Source organism: Micrococcales bacterium, from assembly GCA_016703125.1.
Classification (GTDB): domain Bacteria; phylum Actinomycetota; class Actinomycetes; order S36-B12; family UBA10799; genus JADKAV01.
This window is the reverse complement of the sequence record JADJCR010000005.1, coordinates 1-16,369: the sequence shown is the minus strand read 5'-3', so window position 1 is coordinate 16,369 and position 16,369 is coordinate 1. Positions and strand designations below refer to the sequence as shown.

Sequence of the window (16,369 nt, the reverse complement as noted above, 5' to 3'; positions counted from 1 at the left end):
CACACCGTCCGCATCTCTCCCCAACAACCGGATCGCTAACGCCCTGTGAAACCGGACGCGCTCAAGCACGCCTCTAACCCGCGGACTCTCCCCACCTCAAGGCGTTAGCGAACCGGATACCCGGGAGCGAAACACACCGTCCGCATCTCTCCCCACCAACCGGATCGCTAACGCCCTGAGAAACCGGCCGCGCTCAGGAGGCCCGGAGGAGCCCCAGCACCATACGCCGGTGTCACCCTCCCCGGGCGACCTCCCGCGCGACCTGCTCCAACCGCTCCCGATACTCCGCCCACCATTGCGCGTCCGCCGGCGGCATCACGGCACTGTCCTTGCGCCAGCCCACCTCGCCGTCGATCATCTCCCGCACGATGTCCGCATGGCCGGCGTGCCGGTGGGTCTCGGCGATCATGTGGACGAGGATCTGCTGCAGCGTGACGTCGCGACGTCCCTCGCGCCACCACGGCACGTGTCCGGAGGCATCCAGATCGAGCGCTTCGATGGTGGCGTCAGAGTGCCGCCACACCCGGTGGTACAGATCGACGATCGACGCCCGCGACTCTTCCGCGGTGGCCCACATATCCGCATTCCACTCCGCATCGTCGGCGAACCATGGGAACTCCTGATCGAACGGCCGTTCGAAGCAGTCCCCGAGGTAGCCCGCCTCGACACTGGCCACATGCTTGACGATGCCGAGCAGGTTCGTGCCGGTGGGAACCAGTGGCCGCCGGGCGTCGTACTCCGACACCCCGTCGAGTTTGTCCAGCAGAACCTGCCGGCCGGTCTGCAGGTACTCGTGGAGCACTGCCTTGTGATCCGCCATCAGGTCTGAACGGACTTCGGGTACCCGGGCAGCCACGACCCGTACCGCAAGGAGTTCCCATCCGGGTCCATGTAGGCGCCCTCCGCCAGGCCGTACTCGGTGTCGGTCGGTTCGATGAACGACCCCACAGCGCCGGAATCGCGCCACTGCGCGTGCAGGGCCGGCGCATCGTCGACGTACAGGTACACCTCGCTGAGGTTGGTCGTCGCGTCCACCTCCGCCACCTGGCACAAGTGGATCTGCAGGCCGTCCCGGAAGAGGAAGCCGTACAGCACCTCCGTGACATGCCTGCCCTCGACCACCTCCGCGCGCTGGTAGGGCTTGGCCCGGAAGCCAAGCAGGGCGTAGTTGTCCAGCGCCGCCAACACGTCGCGCACAGGCAGGACCGGGGCCATGGAGTTGAGCGTCACCATGCCCCAGAGCCTAGCCAGATTCCGGTGCTGTAACCGGGCCACGGACCGCGTTAGACGGGCAGCCTCACCGGGCTGCGCCGTAGTGTGCACACATGCCACTGCAGACACCCCAGGACACCGCAGACGCCCTCGCTGCACGTGTTGACGACCTGATGCCACAGGTGCGTGCCGACCTCGAGGCCCTCGTGGCCATCCCCTCGGTGAACTTCCCCGGATACGACTCCGACGAGGTGATCCGGTGTGCGCACGCGTGCGCCGAATTGCTCCGTCAAGCCGGCGCCGAACCGCAGTTGATCCCCAGTTCCAGCGGAGTGCCCACAGTGCGCGCCGACATCCCCGGACCCGCGGGTGCTCCACTGGTCCTGCTGTATTCCCACTACGACGTGCAACCGGCCGGCGACGACACGAAGTGGCACAGCCAGCCGTTCACCGCGCAGGAACGTGACGGCCGCCTGTACGGCCGCGGTGCAGCCGACGACAAGTCCGGAGTCATCACCCACATCTCCGTGCTGCGAGCCTTCGGCGGCACTCCACCGGTGTCGCTTCGCATCCTTTTCGAAGGTGAGGAGGAGAACGGCGGGGACTTCGAGGAGTGGCCGCAGACCCGACCCGAGGCATTCGCCGACGTGGACGCGGCCGTGATCGGGGACATGGGCAACGTTGAGATCGGCCAGCCGACGTTCACCACCGAGTTACGCGGCATCATCGAAGGCATCGTCACCGTGGACACGTTGGCCGAGCCGCGCCACAGCGGGGTGTTCGGCGGGCCTGCGCCCGATGCCCTGATGGTCCTCATCAAACTCCTCGGCACCCTCCAGGACGATCACGGGAACTGCGCCATCGCCGGCATCGAGGGCTCGGACTGGCAGGGAGCCGACTTCCCGGAGGATGCTTACCGGGAACTCGCCGGCGTCCTGCCCGACGTGCCGCTGATCGGTTCGGGCAGCGTCGCCTCCCGGTTGTATTCGAAGCCGTCGGTGACCGTCGTCGGACTCGACGCGCCGGCCGTGGCGACAGCGCCGAACGCCATCATCCCCAGCGCCCGCGCCAAGATCAGCGTGCGTATACCCGCCGCCCAGGACGCCGAGCAGGCGACCGAACTCCTGCGCCGCCACGTGCAGGATCACGCCCCGTTCGGCGTCGCGGTGTCGTTCGAACCGGGACCGCCGGCCAACGGTTCCGCGGTACCCGTCGGCGGGCGTGGCTATGACGCCTTCTCCGCGGCCATGGAGTTCGCCTACGGCACGCCGTCGACCCAGCAGGGTGTGGGCGGCGCGGTCCCGTTCGTGGCAAACCTGCTGGAGGCGTTCCCGGATCTCGAAGTCCTCGGCGTCGGCGCGCAGGACCCGCTGGCCAGGATCCACGCCCCCAACGAGAGCATCCACCTGAAGGAACTGCGCGATTCGATCGTCGCGGAGGCGGTGTTCCTGGCGGAATACGCCCGTCGCTGACTTCCGGACAGACCCAGGAGTTGGCGAACGGCACAGTGAGCGACTGGCCCGCGGCGGTGGTCTTGAGGGCGCTTCGTGGTCGGCGGCGGAATAGCATCTGGGGGAGAAGCAGATCTAGTCCGGTTGGCAGGTTCATGCAGATCGTCGATGCCTGGATACAACACCCCACCCTGCGGTTCGCCAATGACGAGATGTTCGCCCCCCTGCGACGTTGGATAGGGATCGAGGGTCAACTCGAGGAGCCGATCCCGCCAGAGGTGACGCTGTCGGCAATGGACGCGGCGGGTGTCACGCTCGCACTGACGTCGGCTTGGTACGGGCCCGGCGGCCCGCTGATCGAGAACGACGAGGTCCGCGGGTACGTCGCGCAGTTCCCGGACCGATTGCGGGGGGTCGCAAGTGTGGACCTGCGGGAACCGATGCGGGCTGTGCGCGAGTTGCGTCGGCGGGTGGATGAGGGCTTCGTCGGTCTGCGGGTCTTGCCGTGGCTGTGGGAGTCGCCGCCCACCGACCGCTTGTACTACCCGCTGTACGCCGCCTGCGTCGACCTCGGCATCCCGTTCTGTACCCAGGTCGGTCATACCGGGCCGCTGCGACCCTCCGAGACCGGCCGGCCGATACCGTACATCGACCAAGTGGCCATCGACTTCCCAGAACTGGTCATCGTCTGCGGCCACATCGGATACCCGTGGACGACCGAGATGATCGCCGTCGCCGACAAGCACCCGAACGTGTACATCGACACCAGCGCCTATGCCGCCCATCGGTACCCCGGCGAACTCGTCGCGTACCTGAAGGGCCGCGGACGTCACAAGGTCCTCTTCGGCTCGAACTACCCGATGATGACTCCGGAGCGGGCTCTGGCCCGCCTCGACGAACTCGGTCTCGACGAGGAGCAGCGGACTGCCTTCCTGGGCGGGAATGCGCGGCGGGTGTTCGCCCTATGAACTCGCCGGCGGCTCGTCGTACAACGCCGCAATCGTGTCGGCGTGCGCCTGACTGATCGCCCTGCGCTTCAACTTCATGGTGGGTGTCAGTTCCCCCGCCTCCATCGACAGTTCCTCCGGCAGGATCGCGACCTTCTTGATCTGCTCGAAGCGCGCCAGTTCGGAGTTGACCACGGCCACTTGCTCATCGATGTAGGTGACGAGCGCCGGATCGACCGACAGTGCGGCGAGGTCGCCGGAGAACCCGATCCCGAGGTCGGCCGCGAGCTTCCCGGCGTTGTCCGGGTCCAGGGTCAGCAGGGCCGAGATGTACTTGCGGCCATCACCGACGGTGACCGCCTCGCCCACACCCCGGATCCGCTTCAGCCGCGCCTCGAGCATCTGCGGTGCCACGTACTTGCCGCCGCTGGTCTTGAACAGGTCCTTCTTGCGGTCGGTGATATGCAGGAACCCGTCGTCGTCCAGGACTCCCACATCACCGGTGTGCAGCCAACCCTCTTCGTCGATGAGTTCGGCCGTCAGTTCGGGGCTGTGGAAGTACCCCGGCGTCATGCTCGGTCCTCGGCCCAGGATCTCGCCGTCGTCGGCGATCCGCAGTTCCACGCACGAGATCGGTTTGCCCACCGTTCCCGAGCGGGGCAGTCCATATGGCGCGATGGAGATAACAGCTGTGGATTCCGTGGAGCCGTAGACATCGTGGATGGGCAGGCCCAGCGACGCGAAGAAGTCCTGTGTGTGCGGGTTCATCGGCGCGGACCCGCTCAGACACGCCCAGACCTGGTCCAGGCCCAGCGCGTCCTTGATCTTCGAAATCACCAGTTTGTTGGCCAGCGCCCGCCGGAAGCCGCCGGTCTTCTCACCTGCGGCGATGTCGGCTTGGAAGGCCGCCAACTCGGTGGCCAGAGCCCACTCGGCCAGCTTGGCCTTGATGCCCGTGGCCTCGGCCAGGCGGGCACGCAGGGCGGCTTCGAACTTCTCCCACACCCGGGGAACAGCGAGGAACAGGGTCGGTCGGGCCACCGGCAGGAAGTCCCGTACCTTCAGGACGTCGTCGCACATGAAGACCTCGACGCCCTGCTTCGATTGCAGGCCCAGCGTCATGATGTGCTCGGCGATGTGGCATAGCGGCAGATAGGAGATGGAACGCTCCTGGAGTTCTCGGATCGGCTCGAAACCCGCGATCACCGAGTCCAGCACGGCGTTCCAGCCGCGGTGAGTGACCTGCACGCCCTTGGGCTCCCCGGTGGTGCCGGAGGTGTAGCACAGCATGACCATGTCGTCGGGCTGTGCGGCGTCGATGCGGGCGGACAGTCCGGCGTTGTCGCCCCCCTCGCCCAGCGCCAGGAACTCCTCCCATGACAGCGCCCACTCGGGATCGCGTCCCTGCACGTCGTCCATGAGGACGACCTTCTGGAGGAACTCCAGTTTCGGGCGTTCTGCGACGAACTTCTCGTACTGCTCCTTGGTGTCGGCGACGACGATCTCGGCCTGGCAGTGGTTGGCGACCCATGCGACCTGCTCGGCCGTGTTCGTCACGTAGATCGGCGTCGGCACGGCGCCGGCCGCGAGGATCCCCAGGTCCGCGATCAGCCACTCCGGCCGGTTGTTGGCGATGATCGCGACGGTGTCACCCGGCTGGACGCCCAGAGCGATGAGTGCCCTGCCGACACCCTGCACCGCATCGCGATACTGGGCCCACGTCCAGGTCGTGAGCGCGTCTGGCTCGCCTCCGTGCAGGGCGGGCCGGTCCGGGGCCACCTCGGCCCACTTCTGCAGGTCCTTGACCATCGTTACGGTTTCGCTCACTCTGACTCCCCGGGCTGCCTTGCGTGTCTTACCGAGCATTCCAGGGAGGGCCCCGGCGTGTGGGGGAAAGCCGGAAACCCACCGCAGCATCTCGCGCAGGGCCTTGATGCCGTGCAAGGTCGGCGACCGACGACACCCACCCGTCTCCAGTCACCGCGCGTGACCTGCTGGCGACTCCCCACACCGTGGGGTCAAGTCCGACGTTCTGGGCGGACAACACGAAGCCCCCCACCCCGGTGAAGGTCCAGGGCGCCCTGCTGGCGGTGGTCTCAGTGTCGCTTGGGCACCACCTGGTGCTCAGAAGGGTGGTACGTACTCGTCGCCGTCGCCGACCTGACCCAAGTGGTCGTCGCCCCAACACCACGTCGCCCCGGTTGTGTCGGAGCCGCACGTGTGCTCGCCGCCGCCAGCCAGGACGGTCCACGTGTGTCCCCCGGCCACCAGTACGGGCGCGGACTCGGAAGGTTGGTATTGACCGACGCCGTATTCCTCGCCGTCGCCAAGTCGGCCGGAACCGTCTGCGCCCCAGCACCACGCCGTCCCGCTCCAGTCGATCCCACACGTGTGGTGGACGCCGGCGGTCAAGGTTGCGAACAAGTGCCCCCGCCACCGGCGCCGGCGCGAGTTCGAACCCTTGCCAGTACCCTTCGTCGCCGTCTCCGAGCTGCCCGTCGACGTCGGGACCCCAGCACCACGCCGCCCCCGTCGTGTCGATCCCGCACGTGTGGTTGTGGCCCGCGGTGACGGTGGTGAACGTATGTCCCCCGGCCACCGCCACGGGCACCAGACTGTATTCGAAGGGGTGCACGGCATCGCCATCGCCGAGACTCCCGGAGTAGTCTGCGCCCCAGCACCATGCCTTTCCGGTCGTGTCGACCCCGCACGAGTGCAGATCGCCGGCGGTGACGGTGGTGAACGTGACGGCCGAGGCGACTGCGACCGGAACGTACTTGTTGCCCTGGCCGTCGTCGCCGTCCCCGACCTGGCCGCGATCGTCACGGCCCCAGCACCAGGCCTTGCCCGCCGTGTCGACCCCGCACGTCTGTGTATTTCCGCCGGCCAGGGTCGTGAACGTGTGACCCCCGGCCACCGCCACCGGGCTGTACTCGGACGCCTGATCGTCGTCACCGTCGCCGAGTTTGCCGTCTGCGTCGGAGCCCCAACACCACGCCTTCCCAGCAGGGTCGATCCCGCATGTGTGGGAGAAGGCGGCCGTGAGGGTCGTGAACCTGTGCTTCCCGGCGACCGCCACGGGTCTGTACTCCGTCGCCTGATCGTCCTTGCCGTCCCCGAGGCGCCCCTTATCGTCGTTGCCCCAGCACCACCCTTTGCCGGCCCAGTCGATCCCGCACGAGTGCGTCGCGCCGGCGGTGACCGTGCCGAACCTGGCGTCCGTTGCCACCGCCACGGGTGTGGACTCGTACCCCTGGGAGTAGTCGGGGACGCCCGGCATCACGTAACGCACCAGGACTGCGGCGCCGCGATTGCGGGTCAATGTGACGCGGGCCGGAGTGACCCGAGGGATGATGATGCGCTTGCGGATGGTGATCGTCTTCGCGGAGACCTTGTATCGGCCGGGCGGCAGGGCCTTCACGACAGTACGGCTTCGCGCCCGGACGGTCTTCGTCTTGCCCTTGGCCCGGCCCCGGACTCCGGTGATTGTGATACGGGGCTTACCGCTCAGATACGTGTTCATCGTGACCGTGACCTCGATCCGGCCCGGCTTCACACGGGCCGCGGACACCGACTCCGGCCGTCCCGTCAGTATCATCGGGCCACCCGCCGACCCCGGCCACCCGGGGGCCGGCGAGACGAACAGCCCCGCGGTCAGGCACGAGGCCGACAGCACAACCGCTGCGAACTTGCTCGAACCGTGGGCCATTTGCCACATCCCCTGGGCTCAAGGGTACCGCCCAGCCCACCGACCGGGCGTGCGTATTGCACCACACGGATGTGGAAATGACTCACCAGATCCGGCTCGTAGTTGCACGCATTGTTGGACGCGGACTGTTGAGGAGTGGCCGGAATGTGCCTCTGATCAGGCATTTCACTCGGTGGGCGATACTGGGTTCGAACCAGTGACCTCTTCGGTGTGAACGAAGCGCGCTACCACTGCGCCAATCGCCCGGTGAATGGCATCACTCTACCTCACAGGGGCCACATCCCCCGCACGCCATCCAGGGTGAGACCGTACCGCCACAGGTACGCGCCAGCAGCCGCGGCCATCAGGACGACGGCACCGGCCGACAACGCGCGCACCTGGGTGCGGTACTGCGGGTTCTGGGCCTTTGCCTTCGCGGCCCGCAACTTCTGGCGCACGGGAGCCAGAAGACGCTGGGCCCATACATACTCCGAGGCGAGCACGATCAGACCCAGGGCGATCATCGCCCACCCCGGCCCGGGCAGCACGAGGAGCATGACACCGACGCACATGAGGGTCACACCCACCACGAACACAGTGATCCGCCACGCGGTGTCCAGCAGCCAATGCCGCCGGAACCAGCCCCGGAAGCGCTGGTTCCACGGGGCCGCGGAATGGGTCTGTGTCACGCCTCACAGCCTAATTCGGTTCCGACAAGGAACGAAAGGGCACAACATGGAGGTCATATTCCCTGGAGGCGATGATGCAAACAGGTCCCATTCCGGCCATTGTGACGGCTGACCTCACACTCACCCTGGTGCTGGGGTCCGATGTGGACGTGCCCTTGCCGGCCAGTTTCAACTACTCCGCCCATGAGCCGCTGGCTGTCACCGTCGATTTCGTCGGTGCCGAAGCGAGTGTGCGGTGGGTCTTCGCCCGGGATCTGCTCCAGGGCGGCATGACCCGACCCGTCGGCGAAGGTGACGTGACCTGCTGGCCCGGTACGAGCGACGATGGCCGGGTCGTCTGCATCTCCCTGCGCTCGCCCACGGGCGAGGCGCTGCTGGAAGCCCCTGCCGAAGACGTCATGGCATTCCTGCAGCGCTCCTACGAGGTCGTCCCGGAGGGACGCGAAACCGACCACCTCGACATCGACGACCTCATCGCGGATCTGCTGGGCGAACCCGGGGTCTGATCACGGCGGATCAGGGTCGAGGCGGCTCCGGGCGGCGAACACGGTCGCGATGTGGGCGGTCACGGGTCCAGGCGCTGCCAGGACCCGCTCATCGACCTGATGCACCGGGTGGACGTCCCGCGTGCTCGATGTGAGGAAGATCTCGTCCGCGGACGCGAGTGCTGACATAGGAACGGAGCGTTCACTCACGTCGCACCACAGCACGACCAGATCGCGCGTGATCCCCGCCAGGCAACCGTCCGACAACGGTGGGGTGATCACCTCCCCGTTCACCACGATGAACACGTTGCTACCCGTTCCCTCGCACAGAGCTCCCGCGAGGTTGGCCAGGATCGCCTCGCTGGCTCCTGCCGCCTTGGCGTGCGCGAGACACACGGCGTTCTCGGCGTAGGACGTCGTCTTCAACCCCACCAGCGCCGATCTGTCGTTGCGCCGCCAGCGACTGGTGGCGATCCGGGTCGTTGGCGGCCACGGGGATCCCGGCATGCTCACGGCCGCCAGCGTCGTTCCCTGGTCACCCCGCTGTGACCCCAGCGGTCCCGGGCCCGAGGTGTAAGTGATCCTCAGCACCCCCAGTGGATACGTCTGTATCGCCAGCACATCAGCCACGGCTGCCCGCACCGCATCGGGGTCGAGGGCGGGCAGGCCCAGCCCGGTGGCGGAGTGGTTCAGACGGTGCAGATGGCGGGTCAGGGCGAACGGCACGCCGTCGACGGTCTTCAGCGTCTCGAAGACACCGTCGCCAACGGTGAAACCGTGGTCGAGGACGTTGACTGACGCCTGCGCGACCGGGCCTGTCACGCCGTTGATCCAGCACCACACAGGCCTACCCTGCCACGGACTCCGCGATGCGTATGAGACGCTGCGCCTTCAACACCGTCTCCTGCCACTCCCCCGCCGGGTCGCTCCCCCACGTGATCCCCGCGCCAGTGCCGAACCGCAGGCGGCCGGTGTCCAGCCAGAACGTGCGAATGGCCACGCCCAGTTCGGCGCGCCCGGCGTCCGCATCCACCCACCCGAAGGCTCCGCAGTACCACTGTCGCGGGACGGGCTCGACCTCCTGGATCACCTGCAGTGCGGACACCTTGGGCGCCCCGGACACGCTTCCCGGCGGGAAGGTGGCACCGAAGATCTGCGGCCACGACCCGCTCGGCACGTCGGCAGTCACGGTGCTCTCAAGGTGGAACAGGCCCGGATAGCGCTGCACACGCATCAGGTCCGGTACGGCCACCGAGCCCACCGCCGCCACGCGGCCGAGGTCGTTGCGGACGAGGTCCACGATCATGATGTTCTCCGCGCGGTCCTTGGGCAGGAACCCGTCCGGGTTGCTGGCGGTGCCCTTGATGGGACTCGACGACATCCGGCTCCCGGCACGGCTCAGGAACCGCTCGGGCGAGGCCGACGCGATGTGAACACCGTGCTCCGGCAACTGCAACAACCCGGAAAACGCCCCTCGCATGGCGGCAAGGCTCCCGTGCAGACCCAGCAGGTCCGTCGCGGGGCTGTCAGCCTCGAGCACCCGGCACAGGTTCACCTGGTACACCCAGCCCCGCGCGATCTGCTCCCGCACCACCCCCACCGCGCGCTGGTAGCCCTGCCGGTCCAGCGACGACGACCACGGACCGCGCACGCCGGGCCACGGTGCCGGGGGTGCCGGCTCGGTGGTCCACCGGCCGAAGCGGGCGCACACCACGGCGCCCTCGAACCCCACAGCCACGGCCCAGCGGCCCCCCGTTTCAAGGGCCGCCAGGTCGTACGACACCTCCTCCAGCCCGTGCGCGGCCAGTCCCGGGAAGTACGCGCAGGGATCGATGGTGGGCACGCTTCATCCTGTCCTCTCCCCCGCACCCACTGCCCGCCGACCCGGCGCCAGCCGTTATGCTGTTCCTCGTTGGGTTGAGGCCCGGCGTAATCGCGGACGTAGCGCAGCTGGTAGCGCATCACCTTGCCAAGGTGAGGGTCGCGGGTTCGAATCCCGTCGTCCGCTCGAGAGGCCACGCGGCTTCTGGTGGAGTGGCCGAGAGGCGAGGCAACGGCCTGCAAAGCCGTCTACACGGGTTCGAATCCCGTCTCCACCTCGCACATACCATCAGGGCGATTGGCGCAGTGGTAGCGCGCTTCCTTGACACGGAAGAGGTCACTGGTTCGAACCCAGTATCGCCCACCCAAGTGAAATGCCTGGTCAGAGGCACATTCCGGCAAGATCAAACACGGCCGTGCCAATATGCGTTCGAACTCGAGCCGGATCTGGTGAGTTGGTCGTTCCGTCTCGTTACGCGAAGCTGGGCAAAGTACCCGGGTTCTGAGCCAGCAGGAGAGCACGCCCTCCACCGACCTGCATTTGACCCCAAGACCACCGGATCCACCCCGCGCAGCGCCGGTGCGGTGACCTCCTTGAGGTCGAGCAGTCACGTGCGGCTGCCGAAGGTGCGGCGCAGCACTGGCATCCGCGGAACCCACGACGACGCCTTGGTCCCACTTCCTCAGACCGTGGCTGTGTCCCAGTAGCCTCGCGGTCGTCCACCATCGGGGGCCCACCCGGTCCCCACCTCCGAGCGACTGATGGAAACGGGAAGGGAACGAGTCCGAGGCCGCCGCATGGCCGCGACGGGACTGCCGGAAGTCCAGCGCCCGCCCTACTCCTGGGCCGCCATGGTGACGCTGTTCGCGGGCTTGCAGCCCGGAATGCGGGTGGCACGAGCGTAGTAGAGCATGCCGGATTCGAGGCCCGGGTTGCCCATGTTCCACTGATAGCCATCGTTGTTGGCCTGGGCGATGTCCGAGACGACGCGCGTGTCGTTGCGCGGGTCCTGGGTGGCACCGAGCTGCTCGAACAGGACGACCTTGCGCCCGTCCTTGCAGCTGAGCTTGCGGCTCTTGACGTAGCCGAAGAAGCTCCTCGACTCGGGCTCGATGATGACCTTCGTCGTGGCCGGTTTGGCGGCGGCGTTGGCCGCCGGGGCGAAGCCTGCCAGGGCGGCGATCGTGACAGCGGCGACAGCGATCGAGTTGCGGATCGTGGCCTTGGTGGTCATCTTGCCTTCTGTCGGATTGGTAAGCCTTCCCTACATGCGACATGCTCCGCTCAGGCGGACCCGGCGTCCATGACCAAGGAGACGGAATTTCGCGACACACCACGAAGTCCTCGTTCCCTGGGCTGAGGCCAGCGTGTCGCCGACTACGGGTATGGGCACGGGGACGCGAATGCCCGCTCGCGGCGGGGGCGGTGCTGTCGCAAGCGAAGCGAGCGCAGCCGCCCTCAGGCCGAACGCAGGAAGCGGTCCATCACGCGCACACCGAACTCCAGGGCGTCGACCGGAACGCGTTCGTCGATCCCGTGGAACAGTGCCGTGAAGTCGAGATCAGCAGGCAACTGCAGCGGGGCGAACCCGAAGCACCGGATGCCCAGCCGGGACAGCGCCTTGGCGTCCGTCCCCCCGGACAAGGTGTACGGGACCGGCACGGCGTCGGCGTCCTCAGCCATCAGCGCGGCGACCATCCCCTGCACGAGATCTCCATCGAAAGTCGTCTCGAGGCTGATATCGAGGACCTCCGGCTCATAGGTGACCCCGGGCTCCAGCAGCGCATCGAACTGGGCGAAGAAGTCCGCCTCCAGGCCGGGCAGGAAGCGGGCGTCGACGACCGCCTCGGCCTCCCGGGGATGACGTTGTTCTTGTAGCCGGCGACGAGCATGGTGGGGTTCGCGGTGTGCCGCAGGGTGGCACCGATCATGCGGGCCAACGGACCGAGTTCGGTCAGGGCCGCTTCCGGATCGCGTGGGTCGAAGGTGACCCCGGCAGCCTCACACGCCTGGGCGAGGAATTGCTCCACGGTCGGCGTCAGTTGCAGCGGGAACCGGTGCTCACCGATCCGGGTGATGGTGCGCGCCAGTCTGGTCACGGCGTTGTCGTCGGCAATCATCGATCCGTGGGCCGCTGTGCCCGAGGCCCGCAGGCGCAGCCAGGCCAGCCCCTTCTGCGCAGTCTCGATCATGTAGAGGCGCTTCTTGTTGGCCAGTTCCAGCGAGAATCCCCGACCTCTCCTACCCCTCTGTGACACCATCGAGAAACTCGGGATGGTTGTCCACCACCCAGTGGGCACCATGACGGCCACCCGCCTCCTCGTCCGGCAGGAACAGCAGCACGATGTCCCGTCGGGGCCGAGTCCCCTGCCGCTGCCAGTCCTGGACCACGGTGAGGATCATGGCGTCCATGTCCTTCGGTGTCCACCGCTCCCCGGCCCCACACCATGCCGTCGGATGACCCCTCGAAGGCCGGGACCGACCAGTCAGCAGCGATGGCAGGGACCACGTCGAGGTGCGCGTGAAGCACCAGCGCCGGTGCCGCGGGGTCCTGCCCGGGAACGCGGCAGACCACACCTTGCCGCTGCGCGGAAGTCGTGGTGAAACGGTGGGGATCCAGCCCCGCCCCCTGCAGGAACGCCTCCACGAACTCAGCCGCAGACGCCTCCCCCGGTCCCGAACCGTCGCCGTAGTTGGAGCTGTCGAGTTGAATGAGTTCGGAACAGACCCGGGCTACCGTCGACGTCATGGTGTCACTGTGCCATCGGGCGCACCGGGCTGAACAGCCGAACCGGTGACCTCCGGCTGTTCGTTGCCGTATGGCCGTCGCTGGAAGCGGTGGACGCGCTGGCCGTGCCCTGGAACCCTGTCCGGGGCCTATCCCGAACTGCGCTGGCAGACACCCGACAGGTGGCACATCACGCTCGCCTTCCCTCGGCGACCGCGACGAGCATCGGTGCGTCGAACGGTTCGGGCGGCAACCTGCGGCGGCGGCCGGCGCCCTGCAGCTCGACGGCAGCGGCATGTTCGGGCCGGTGTTGTGGATCGGCGTGTCCGACTCCGGCTGGCTGGCAACGGTGGCCGCACAGGCGCAGCGGGGTATGGGTTCGGATGAGCGACGGTTCCGCGGACACGTGACCGTAGCGCGTTCGCGCACCGCAACTGGCAGGCGGCAACTGGCCCGCGCCGCTGCTGACCTGGCGTCGTTCCGATCCCCACCTGGATCCCCGACGAGGTGACCCTGGTGCGTTCCACAACCGGCCCTAGGCCGTCGTACGAGGTGATCGCGCGCACCCCCCTCACCAGTCACGGTCCCTGAAATGGGCTTGCTAGTCTTGGAACCCCAACCGGTCCGGGTGGCGGAATAGGCAGACGCGCTAGCTTGAGGTGCTAGTGCCCTTAACGGGGCGTGGGGGTTCAAATCCCCCCTCGGACACAAACAATCGGGATCTGACCAGGCATTTCCTGAATGGACTTGGCCCATATCTAACGTGCATCTAACGGGCGGCAGCCAGCGGGCCCCCTTTCGTGTCCCCGGCCGCCCTGATCATGCTGGCCACGGTCTCGGCGGCATCCTCATGCATCGACGGGATGACGTGGGAGTACGTCTGCAATGTGATCGTGATCGAGGCGTGTCCCAGGCGTTCCTGAACCACCTTCGGATACACACCCGATTGCAGCGCCAGAGTCGCCCATGTGTGGCGGGCGTCGTGCAGGCGGATCGGCGGCAGGCCATGCGCTACGGCTTGCTCCTTGAACGTCCTGGAGACGCCTTCGGGGTAGATGGGTGTCCCGTCGACGTTGGCGAACACCAGTCCGTGATCGGAGTATCCGACTCCGACGAGTTCCCGCTCGGCGTCCTGGTCCTCACGGTGCGCCCGCAACCGGGTCAGCGAGTGCCGTGAGCAGGCATCCACCGGCGCTTAGGTCCCGCTCGTCGTCGAGACGAGCCGAGTGGTGGTCGTCCGGTCGGCCGCCGTCCAGTCCCGACGAGGCGCTGCTGTTCCTGGGGGACGGTTGGTCGAGGTGCGAGGGATGGAACACGGCGAGCTAAGCTAAGCGCCCCACTTCGCGGCGGTGTGACGTGCGGGCACGGCGGTCTGCGGCAGGCACCTGCTCGGGTCACCAGGGTCACGACTAGCCATTCCAATACGTAATCGGCGGGCTTAGCCTCGATCCACCGATCAGTTTCGTGGAGTCGGGTGTCTGAGGCTTGATCGGTGCTGATGCCCCGGGTTGTGGCTGGTGGGCGTGGGGGATCTGCCGGTGTTCCCCGGCCTTTCCACGGGGGTACCTTCCATGGTCGATGGGTAGTGGCTTGAGTGCTGGGGTCAGGTGGTCATGACCGCGGTCCAGAGTCGTTGCCAGTGGGCTGCCCAGGTCCAGTCCCGGGGTAGGCGCAGTGTGAGTCTGCGGGCGGAGGAGGCGATCCGGGCGGGCAGGTTGATCAGGCGGGTGCGGATGGTCGCCGTGGTCGCCTTCCTCAGGGTGCCGCCGGCGATCACGCCGAGGGTGCGGGTGAGGTTGAACGCGATCGCGGCGCAGACCAGCCAGGCGGCGTTGGCTGGGAACCGTCCGGAGGGCAGATGAGCCAGGGCGGAGTTCTTCAGGTCGGCGATCACCTGCTCGATGATCGCGTGGCCGCGGTGGGTCGACTCCGCGTCCACCAGCGAGGCGGGGTTGTCGGTGAACAGGGCGTGGAACCGCCAGGCGGGGAACAACGGGTCCTGCAACTTGCGCAGGTTGCGTTCCGGGATCCGGCGCACGATCAGCCGGGCGGTGACGTGCTTGGCCGCCGGCCGGGACGTGAACGCGGTGAACGGGATCTCGGCGATCTCCGCGGCGGAGATCAGTTCGCCGGTGTCGGGGTCGGGGATCGCCCACGGGTACCGATCCGGGTCCACGCGGCATCATCGATGGTGGCGATCGCGGCGCGGACCCGGGTTCAGTGGCATCCCCACGAGAACTGGGCACCGGCCTTGCGACACCGCCTGCAGGATCGCCGTGGAGCAGTAGGCGGAGTCCGCGCGGACCAGAATCTGGCCGGCCGCCTCCGCACCGGCGGGCGGTGGTGATCGCATCCCGGAGCATCCGCACCGCGCCCTGGGATGACGGGGCCGCGCCGCGACGCAGCCGGGTCGCGGCGATCACCGGTGCCGCCTGCGGCGTGGAGATGGTGGCCAGCTGCGCGTTGAGTCCGCGGATCTTGGTGTAGCCGAATTCTGCGCCCTGCTTACCCGGTCCGTAGACCCCTTTGACGGTGTCGTCGATATCGATGACACAGCTGGTCTCGATGCCGGGTAGCAGCGGCGCGGCGGTGGCCAGTGCGGTCAGGGTGCGGGCGGCGACCGCGTCGAGTTGTCGGACATGCCCGAACGTGAAACCGCGCAGGAAACTACCCAGCGTGGACGGGGCCCGCACCCCGGTGAACACCCGTGCCGCCCCGGCGCGGCGCAGCACGTCCAGGTCGTCGATGCTGTCCGCCCCGGCGGCCATCCCCGCCACCAGGGACATCACCTTCGCCCCCGCGTTGGACCCTGCCGTCACATGCTCGTCGGCCAGGTCGGGAAGGCCGACCTTGTCGGCCAGCCGCAGCGCCGGGACCAGACCGGCCGACACGACCAGATTCGGTTCATCGAACGACGCCGAACACCGCGCCGGGGTGTGAGACAGTTGCATCTACGAGATGCCCCTCTCCTTGTGGAATTGGAAGCCTGAAGAACTCCCATTCTCCCCAAGCAGCGGGGCATTTCTACGTCACCGCGCCGACCCACCCAACAAGATCACCGGTGGATTCAGGCTTAGGTGGTGATGCAGCCGCCGTGAGGAGAAGGCCGTGTGGGAGCCTGGGAGTTGCTGATCGCGGATCTGGGAGGATGCGGACCGTTCGGTCCTCCTCCTGCCGGGCGGCGCCAATGCGGCCTGCTCCTTTGACTGGTGATGGCCGATCCGGCGTTGTCGGGCGTGCCCGCGGTGGCCACCACCCTGCCAGGATGGCGGAGCGCCCCCTGACCGGTGACGTGACCGTCCTGACCGGCACGCGCGGCCGGGGAAGCTTGCCGCGGCGCTTCACCG

Annotated in this window: 12 protein-coding genes, 5 tRNA genes and 2 pseudogenes; 7 read left to right on the top strand and 12 right to left on the bottom strand. The window is 67.6% G+C overall.

The window, feature by feature from the left end; translation table 11 throughout:
* Nucleotides 1–232 precede the first annotated feature (232 nt).
* Together IPG68_09250 and IPG68_09245 are read right to left on the bottom strand one after the other, a co-directional pair.
* The gene (locus tag IPG68_09250; GenBank protein ID MBK6763430.1) at nucleotides 233–820 is read right to left on the bottom strand and encodes a DinB family protein; all 588 of its coding nucleotides are present in this window, start codon (nucleotides 818–820) and stop codon (nucleotides 233–235) included.
* Nucleotides 820–1,233: a VOC family protein gene (locus IPG68_09245; GenBank protein ID MBK6763429.1), complete on the bottom strand. Its 414-nt coding sequence runs from the start codon at nucleotides 1,231–1,233 to the stop codon at nucleotides 820–822. Before IPG68_09245 ends, IPG68_09250 begins: the two co-directional genes overlap by 1 nt.
* Nucleotides 1,234–1,325: 92 nt before the next feature.
* On the opposite strand from IPG68_09245, the gene IPG68_09240 reads away from it, so the two are divergent.
* A complete protein-coding gene (locus IPG68_09240; GenBank protein ID MBK6763428.1) occupies nucleotides 1,326–2,684 on the top strand; it encodes a M20/M25/M40 family metallo-hydrolase in 1,359 nt (452 codons plus the stop codon).
* Nucleotides 2,685–2,818: 134 nt separating this feature from the next.
* Nucleotides 2,819–3,631 carry an amidohydrolase gene (locus IPG68_09235; protein MBK6763427.1) on the top strand — a complete coding sequence of 271 codons (813 nt, stop codon included), beginning with the start codon at nucleotides 2,819–2,821 and terminating at the stop codon, nucleotides 3,629–3,631.
* Here the strand turns inward: IPG68_09235 and IPG68_09230 are convergent.
* The 4 genes from IPG68_09230 to IPG68_09215 all read right to left on the bottom strand — a co-directional run bounded on the left by IPG68_09230 (nucleotide 3,626) and on the right by IPG68_09215 (nucleotide 7,987).
* Nucleotides 3,626–5,437 (bottom strand): long-chain fatty acid--CoA ligase, encoded by a 1,812-nt coding sequence (locus IPG68_09230; protein ID MBK6763426.1) that lies wholly within the window; start codon nucleotides 5,435–5,437, stop codon nucleotides 3,626–3,628. The two genes, IPG68_09235 and IPG68_09230, sit on opposite strands and share 6 nt — an antisense overlap.
* 28 nt (nucleotides 5,438–5,465) lie before the next feature.
* Nucleotides 5,466–7,328, bottom strand: a complete 1,863-nt coding sequence (locus IPG68_09225) for a hypothetical protein (GenBank protein MBK6763425.1) — start codon at nucleotides 7,326–7,328, stop codon at nucleotides 5,466–5,468.
* Nucleotides 7,329–7,492: 164 nt separating this feature from the next.
* Nucleotides 7,493–7,564 (bottom strand) — tRNA-Val (locus IPG68_09220).
* A gap of 21 nt (nucleotides 7,565–7,585) precedes the next feature.
* Nucleotides 7,586–7,987, bottom strand: a complete 402-nt coding sequence (locus IPG68_09215) for a PGPGW domain-containing protein (GenBank protein ID MBK6763424.1) — start codon at nucleotides 7,985–7,987, stop codon at nucleotides 7,586–7,588.
* 71 nt (nucleotides 7,988–8,058) lie between these two features.
* Between IPG68_09215 and IPG68_09210 the strand changes: the two genes are divergently transcribed.
* The gene (locus IPG68_09210; GenBank protein MBK6763423.1) at nucleotides 8,059–8,493 is read left to right on the top strand and encodes an SsgA family sporulation/cell division regulator; all 435 of its coding nucleotides are present in this window, start codon (nucleotides 8,059–8,061) and stop codon (nucleotides 8,491–8,493) included.
* On the opposite strand, the gene IPG68_09205 is transcribed toward IPG68_09210, so the two are convergent.
* Together IPG68_09205 and IPG68_09200 are read right to left on the bottom strand one after the other, a co-directional pair.
* Nucleotides 8,494–9,315 (bottom strand): aminotransferase class IV family protein, encoded by an 822-nt coding sequence (locus tag IPG68_09205; protein MBK6763422.1) that lies wholly within the window; start codon nucleotides 9,313–9,315, stop codon nucleotides 8,494–8,496.
* 4 nt (nucleotides 9,316–9,319) lie between these two features.
* Nucleotides 9,320–10,315 carry an anthranilate synthase component I family protein gene (locus IPG68_09200; GenBank protein MBK6763421.1) on the bottom strand — a complete coding sequence of 332 codons (996 nt, stop codon included), beginning with the start codon at nucleotides 10,313–10,315 and terminating at the stop codon, nucleotides 9,320–9,322.
* Between the two features lie 92 nt (nucleotides 10,316–10,407).
* Between IPG68_09200 and IPG68_09195 the strand changes: the two genes are divergently transcribed.
* The 3 genes from IPG68_09195 (at nucleotide 10,408) to IPG68_09185 (ending at nucleotide 10,657) form a co-directional block, all read left to right on the top strand.
* Nucleotides 10,408–10,480 (top strand) — tRNA-Gly (locus IPG68_09195).
* Between the two features lie 20 nt (nucleotides 10,481–10,500).
* Nucleotides 10,501–10,571, top strand: a tRNA-Cys gene (locus IPG68_09190).
* A gap of 14 nt (nucleotides 10,572–10,585) precedes the next feature.
* Nucleotides 10,586–10,657 (top strand) — tRNA-Val (locus IPG68_09185).
* Nucleotides 10,658–11,129: 472 nt separating this feature from the next.
* Here IPG68_09185 and IPG68_09180 read toward each other — a convergent pair.
* Nucleotides 11,130–11,528 (bottom strand): hypothetical protein, encoded by a 399-nt coding sequence (locus tag IPG68_09180; protein MBK6763420.1) that lies wholly within the window; start codon nucleotides 11,526–11,528, stop codon nucleotides 11,130–11,132.
* Nucleotides 11,529–11,752: 224 nt separating this feature from the next.
* Nucleotides 11,753–13,043 (bottom strand): annotated as a pseudogene (locus tag IPG68_09175) (M20/M25/M40 family metallo-hydrolase).
* 601 nt (nucleotides 13,044–13,644) lie between these two features.
* On the opposite strand from IPG68_09175, the gene IPG68_09170 reads away from it, so the two are divergent.
* A tRNA-Leu gene (locus IPG68_09170) sits at nucleotides 13,645–13,730 on the top strand.
* A 61-nt stretch (nucleotides 13,731–13,791) separates the two neighbouring features.
* On the opposite strand, the gene IPG68_09165 is transcribed toward IPG68_09170, so the two are convergent.
* Nucleotides 13,792–14,211, bottom strand: coding sequence for a tyrosine-type recombinase/integrase (locus IPG68_09165; GenBank protein ID MBK6763419.1), 420 nt, complete (start codon nucleotides 14,209–14,211; stop codon nucleotides 13,792–13,794).
* 414 nt (nucleotides 14,212–14,625) lie between these two features.
* A pseudogene (locus tag IPG68_09160) lies at nucleotides 14,626–15,973 on the bottom strand (IS1380 family transposase).
* Nucleotides 15,974–16,369 lie beyond the last annotated feature (396 nt).

Bases quoted from the DNA above. Each gene is read 5' to 3' on its own strand.
- IPG68_09240 (MBK6763428.1), top strand. From the start codon at position 1,326: ATGCCACTGCAGACACCCCAGGACACCGCAGACGCCCTCGCTGCACGT.
- IPG68_09180 (MBK6763420.1), bottom strand. From the start codon at position 11,528: ATGACCACCAAGGCCACGATCCGCAACTCGATCGCTGTCGCCGCTGTC.
- IPG68_09250 (MBK6763430.1), bottom strand. From the start codon at position 820: ATGGCGGATCACAAGGCAGTGCTCCACGAGTACCTGCAGACCGGCCGG.
- IPG68_09225 (MBK6763425.1), bottom strand. From the start codon at position 7,328: ATGTGGCAAATGGCCCACGGTTCGAGCAAGTTCGCAGCGGTTGTGCTG.
- IPG68_09245 (MBK6763429.1), bottom strand. From the start codon at position 1,233: ATGGTGACGCTCAACTCCATGGCCCCGGTCCTGCCTGTGCGCGACGTG.
- IPG68_09235 (MBK6763427.1), top strand. From the start codon at position 2,819: ATGCAGATCGTCGATGCCTGGATACAACACCCCACCCTGCGGTTCGCC.
- IPG68_09210 (MBK6763423.1), top strand. From the start codon at position 8,059: ATGATGCAAACAGGTCCCATTCCGGCCATTGTGACGGCTGACCTCACA.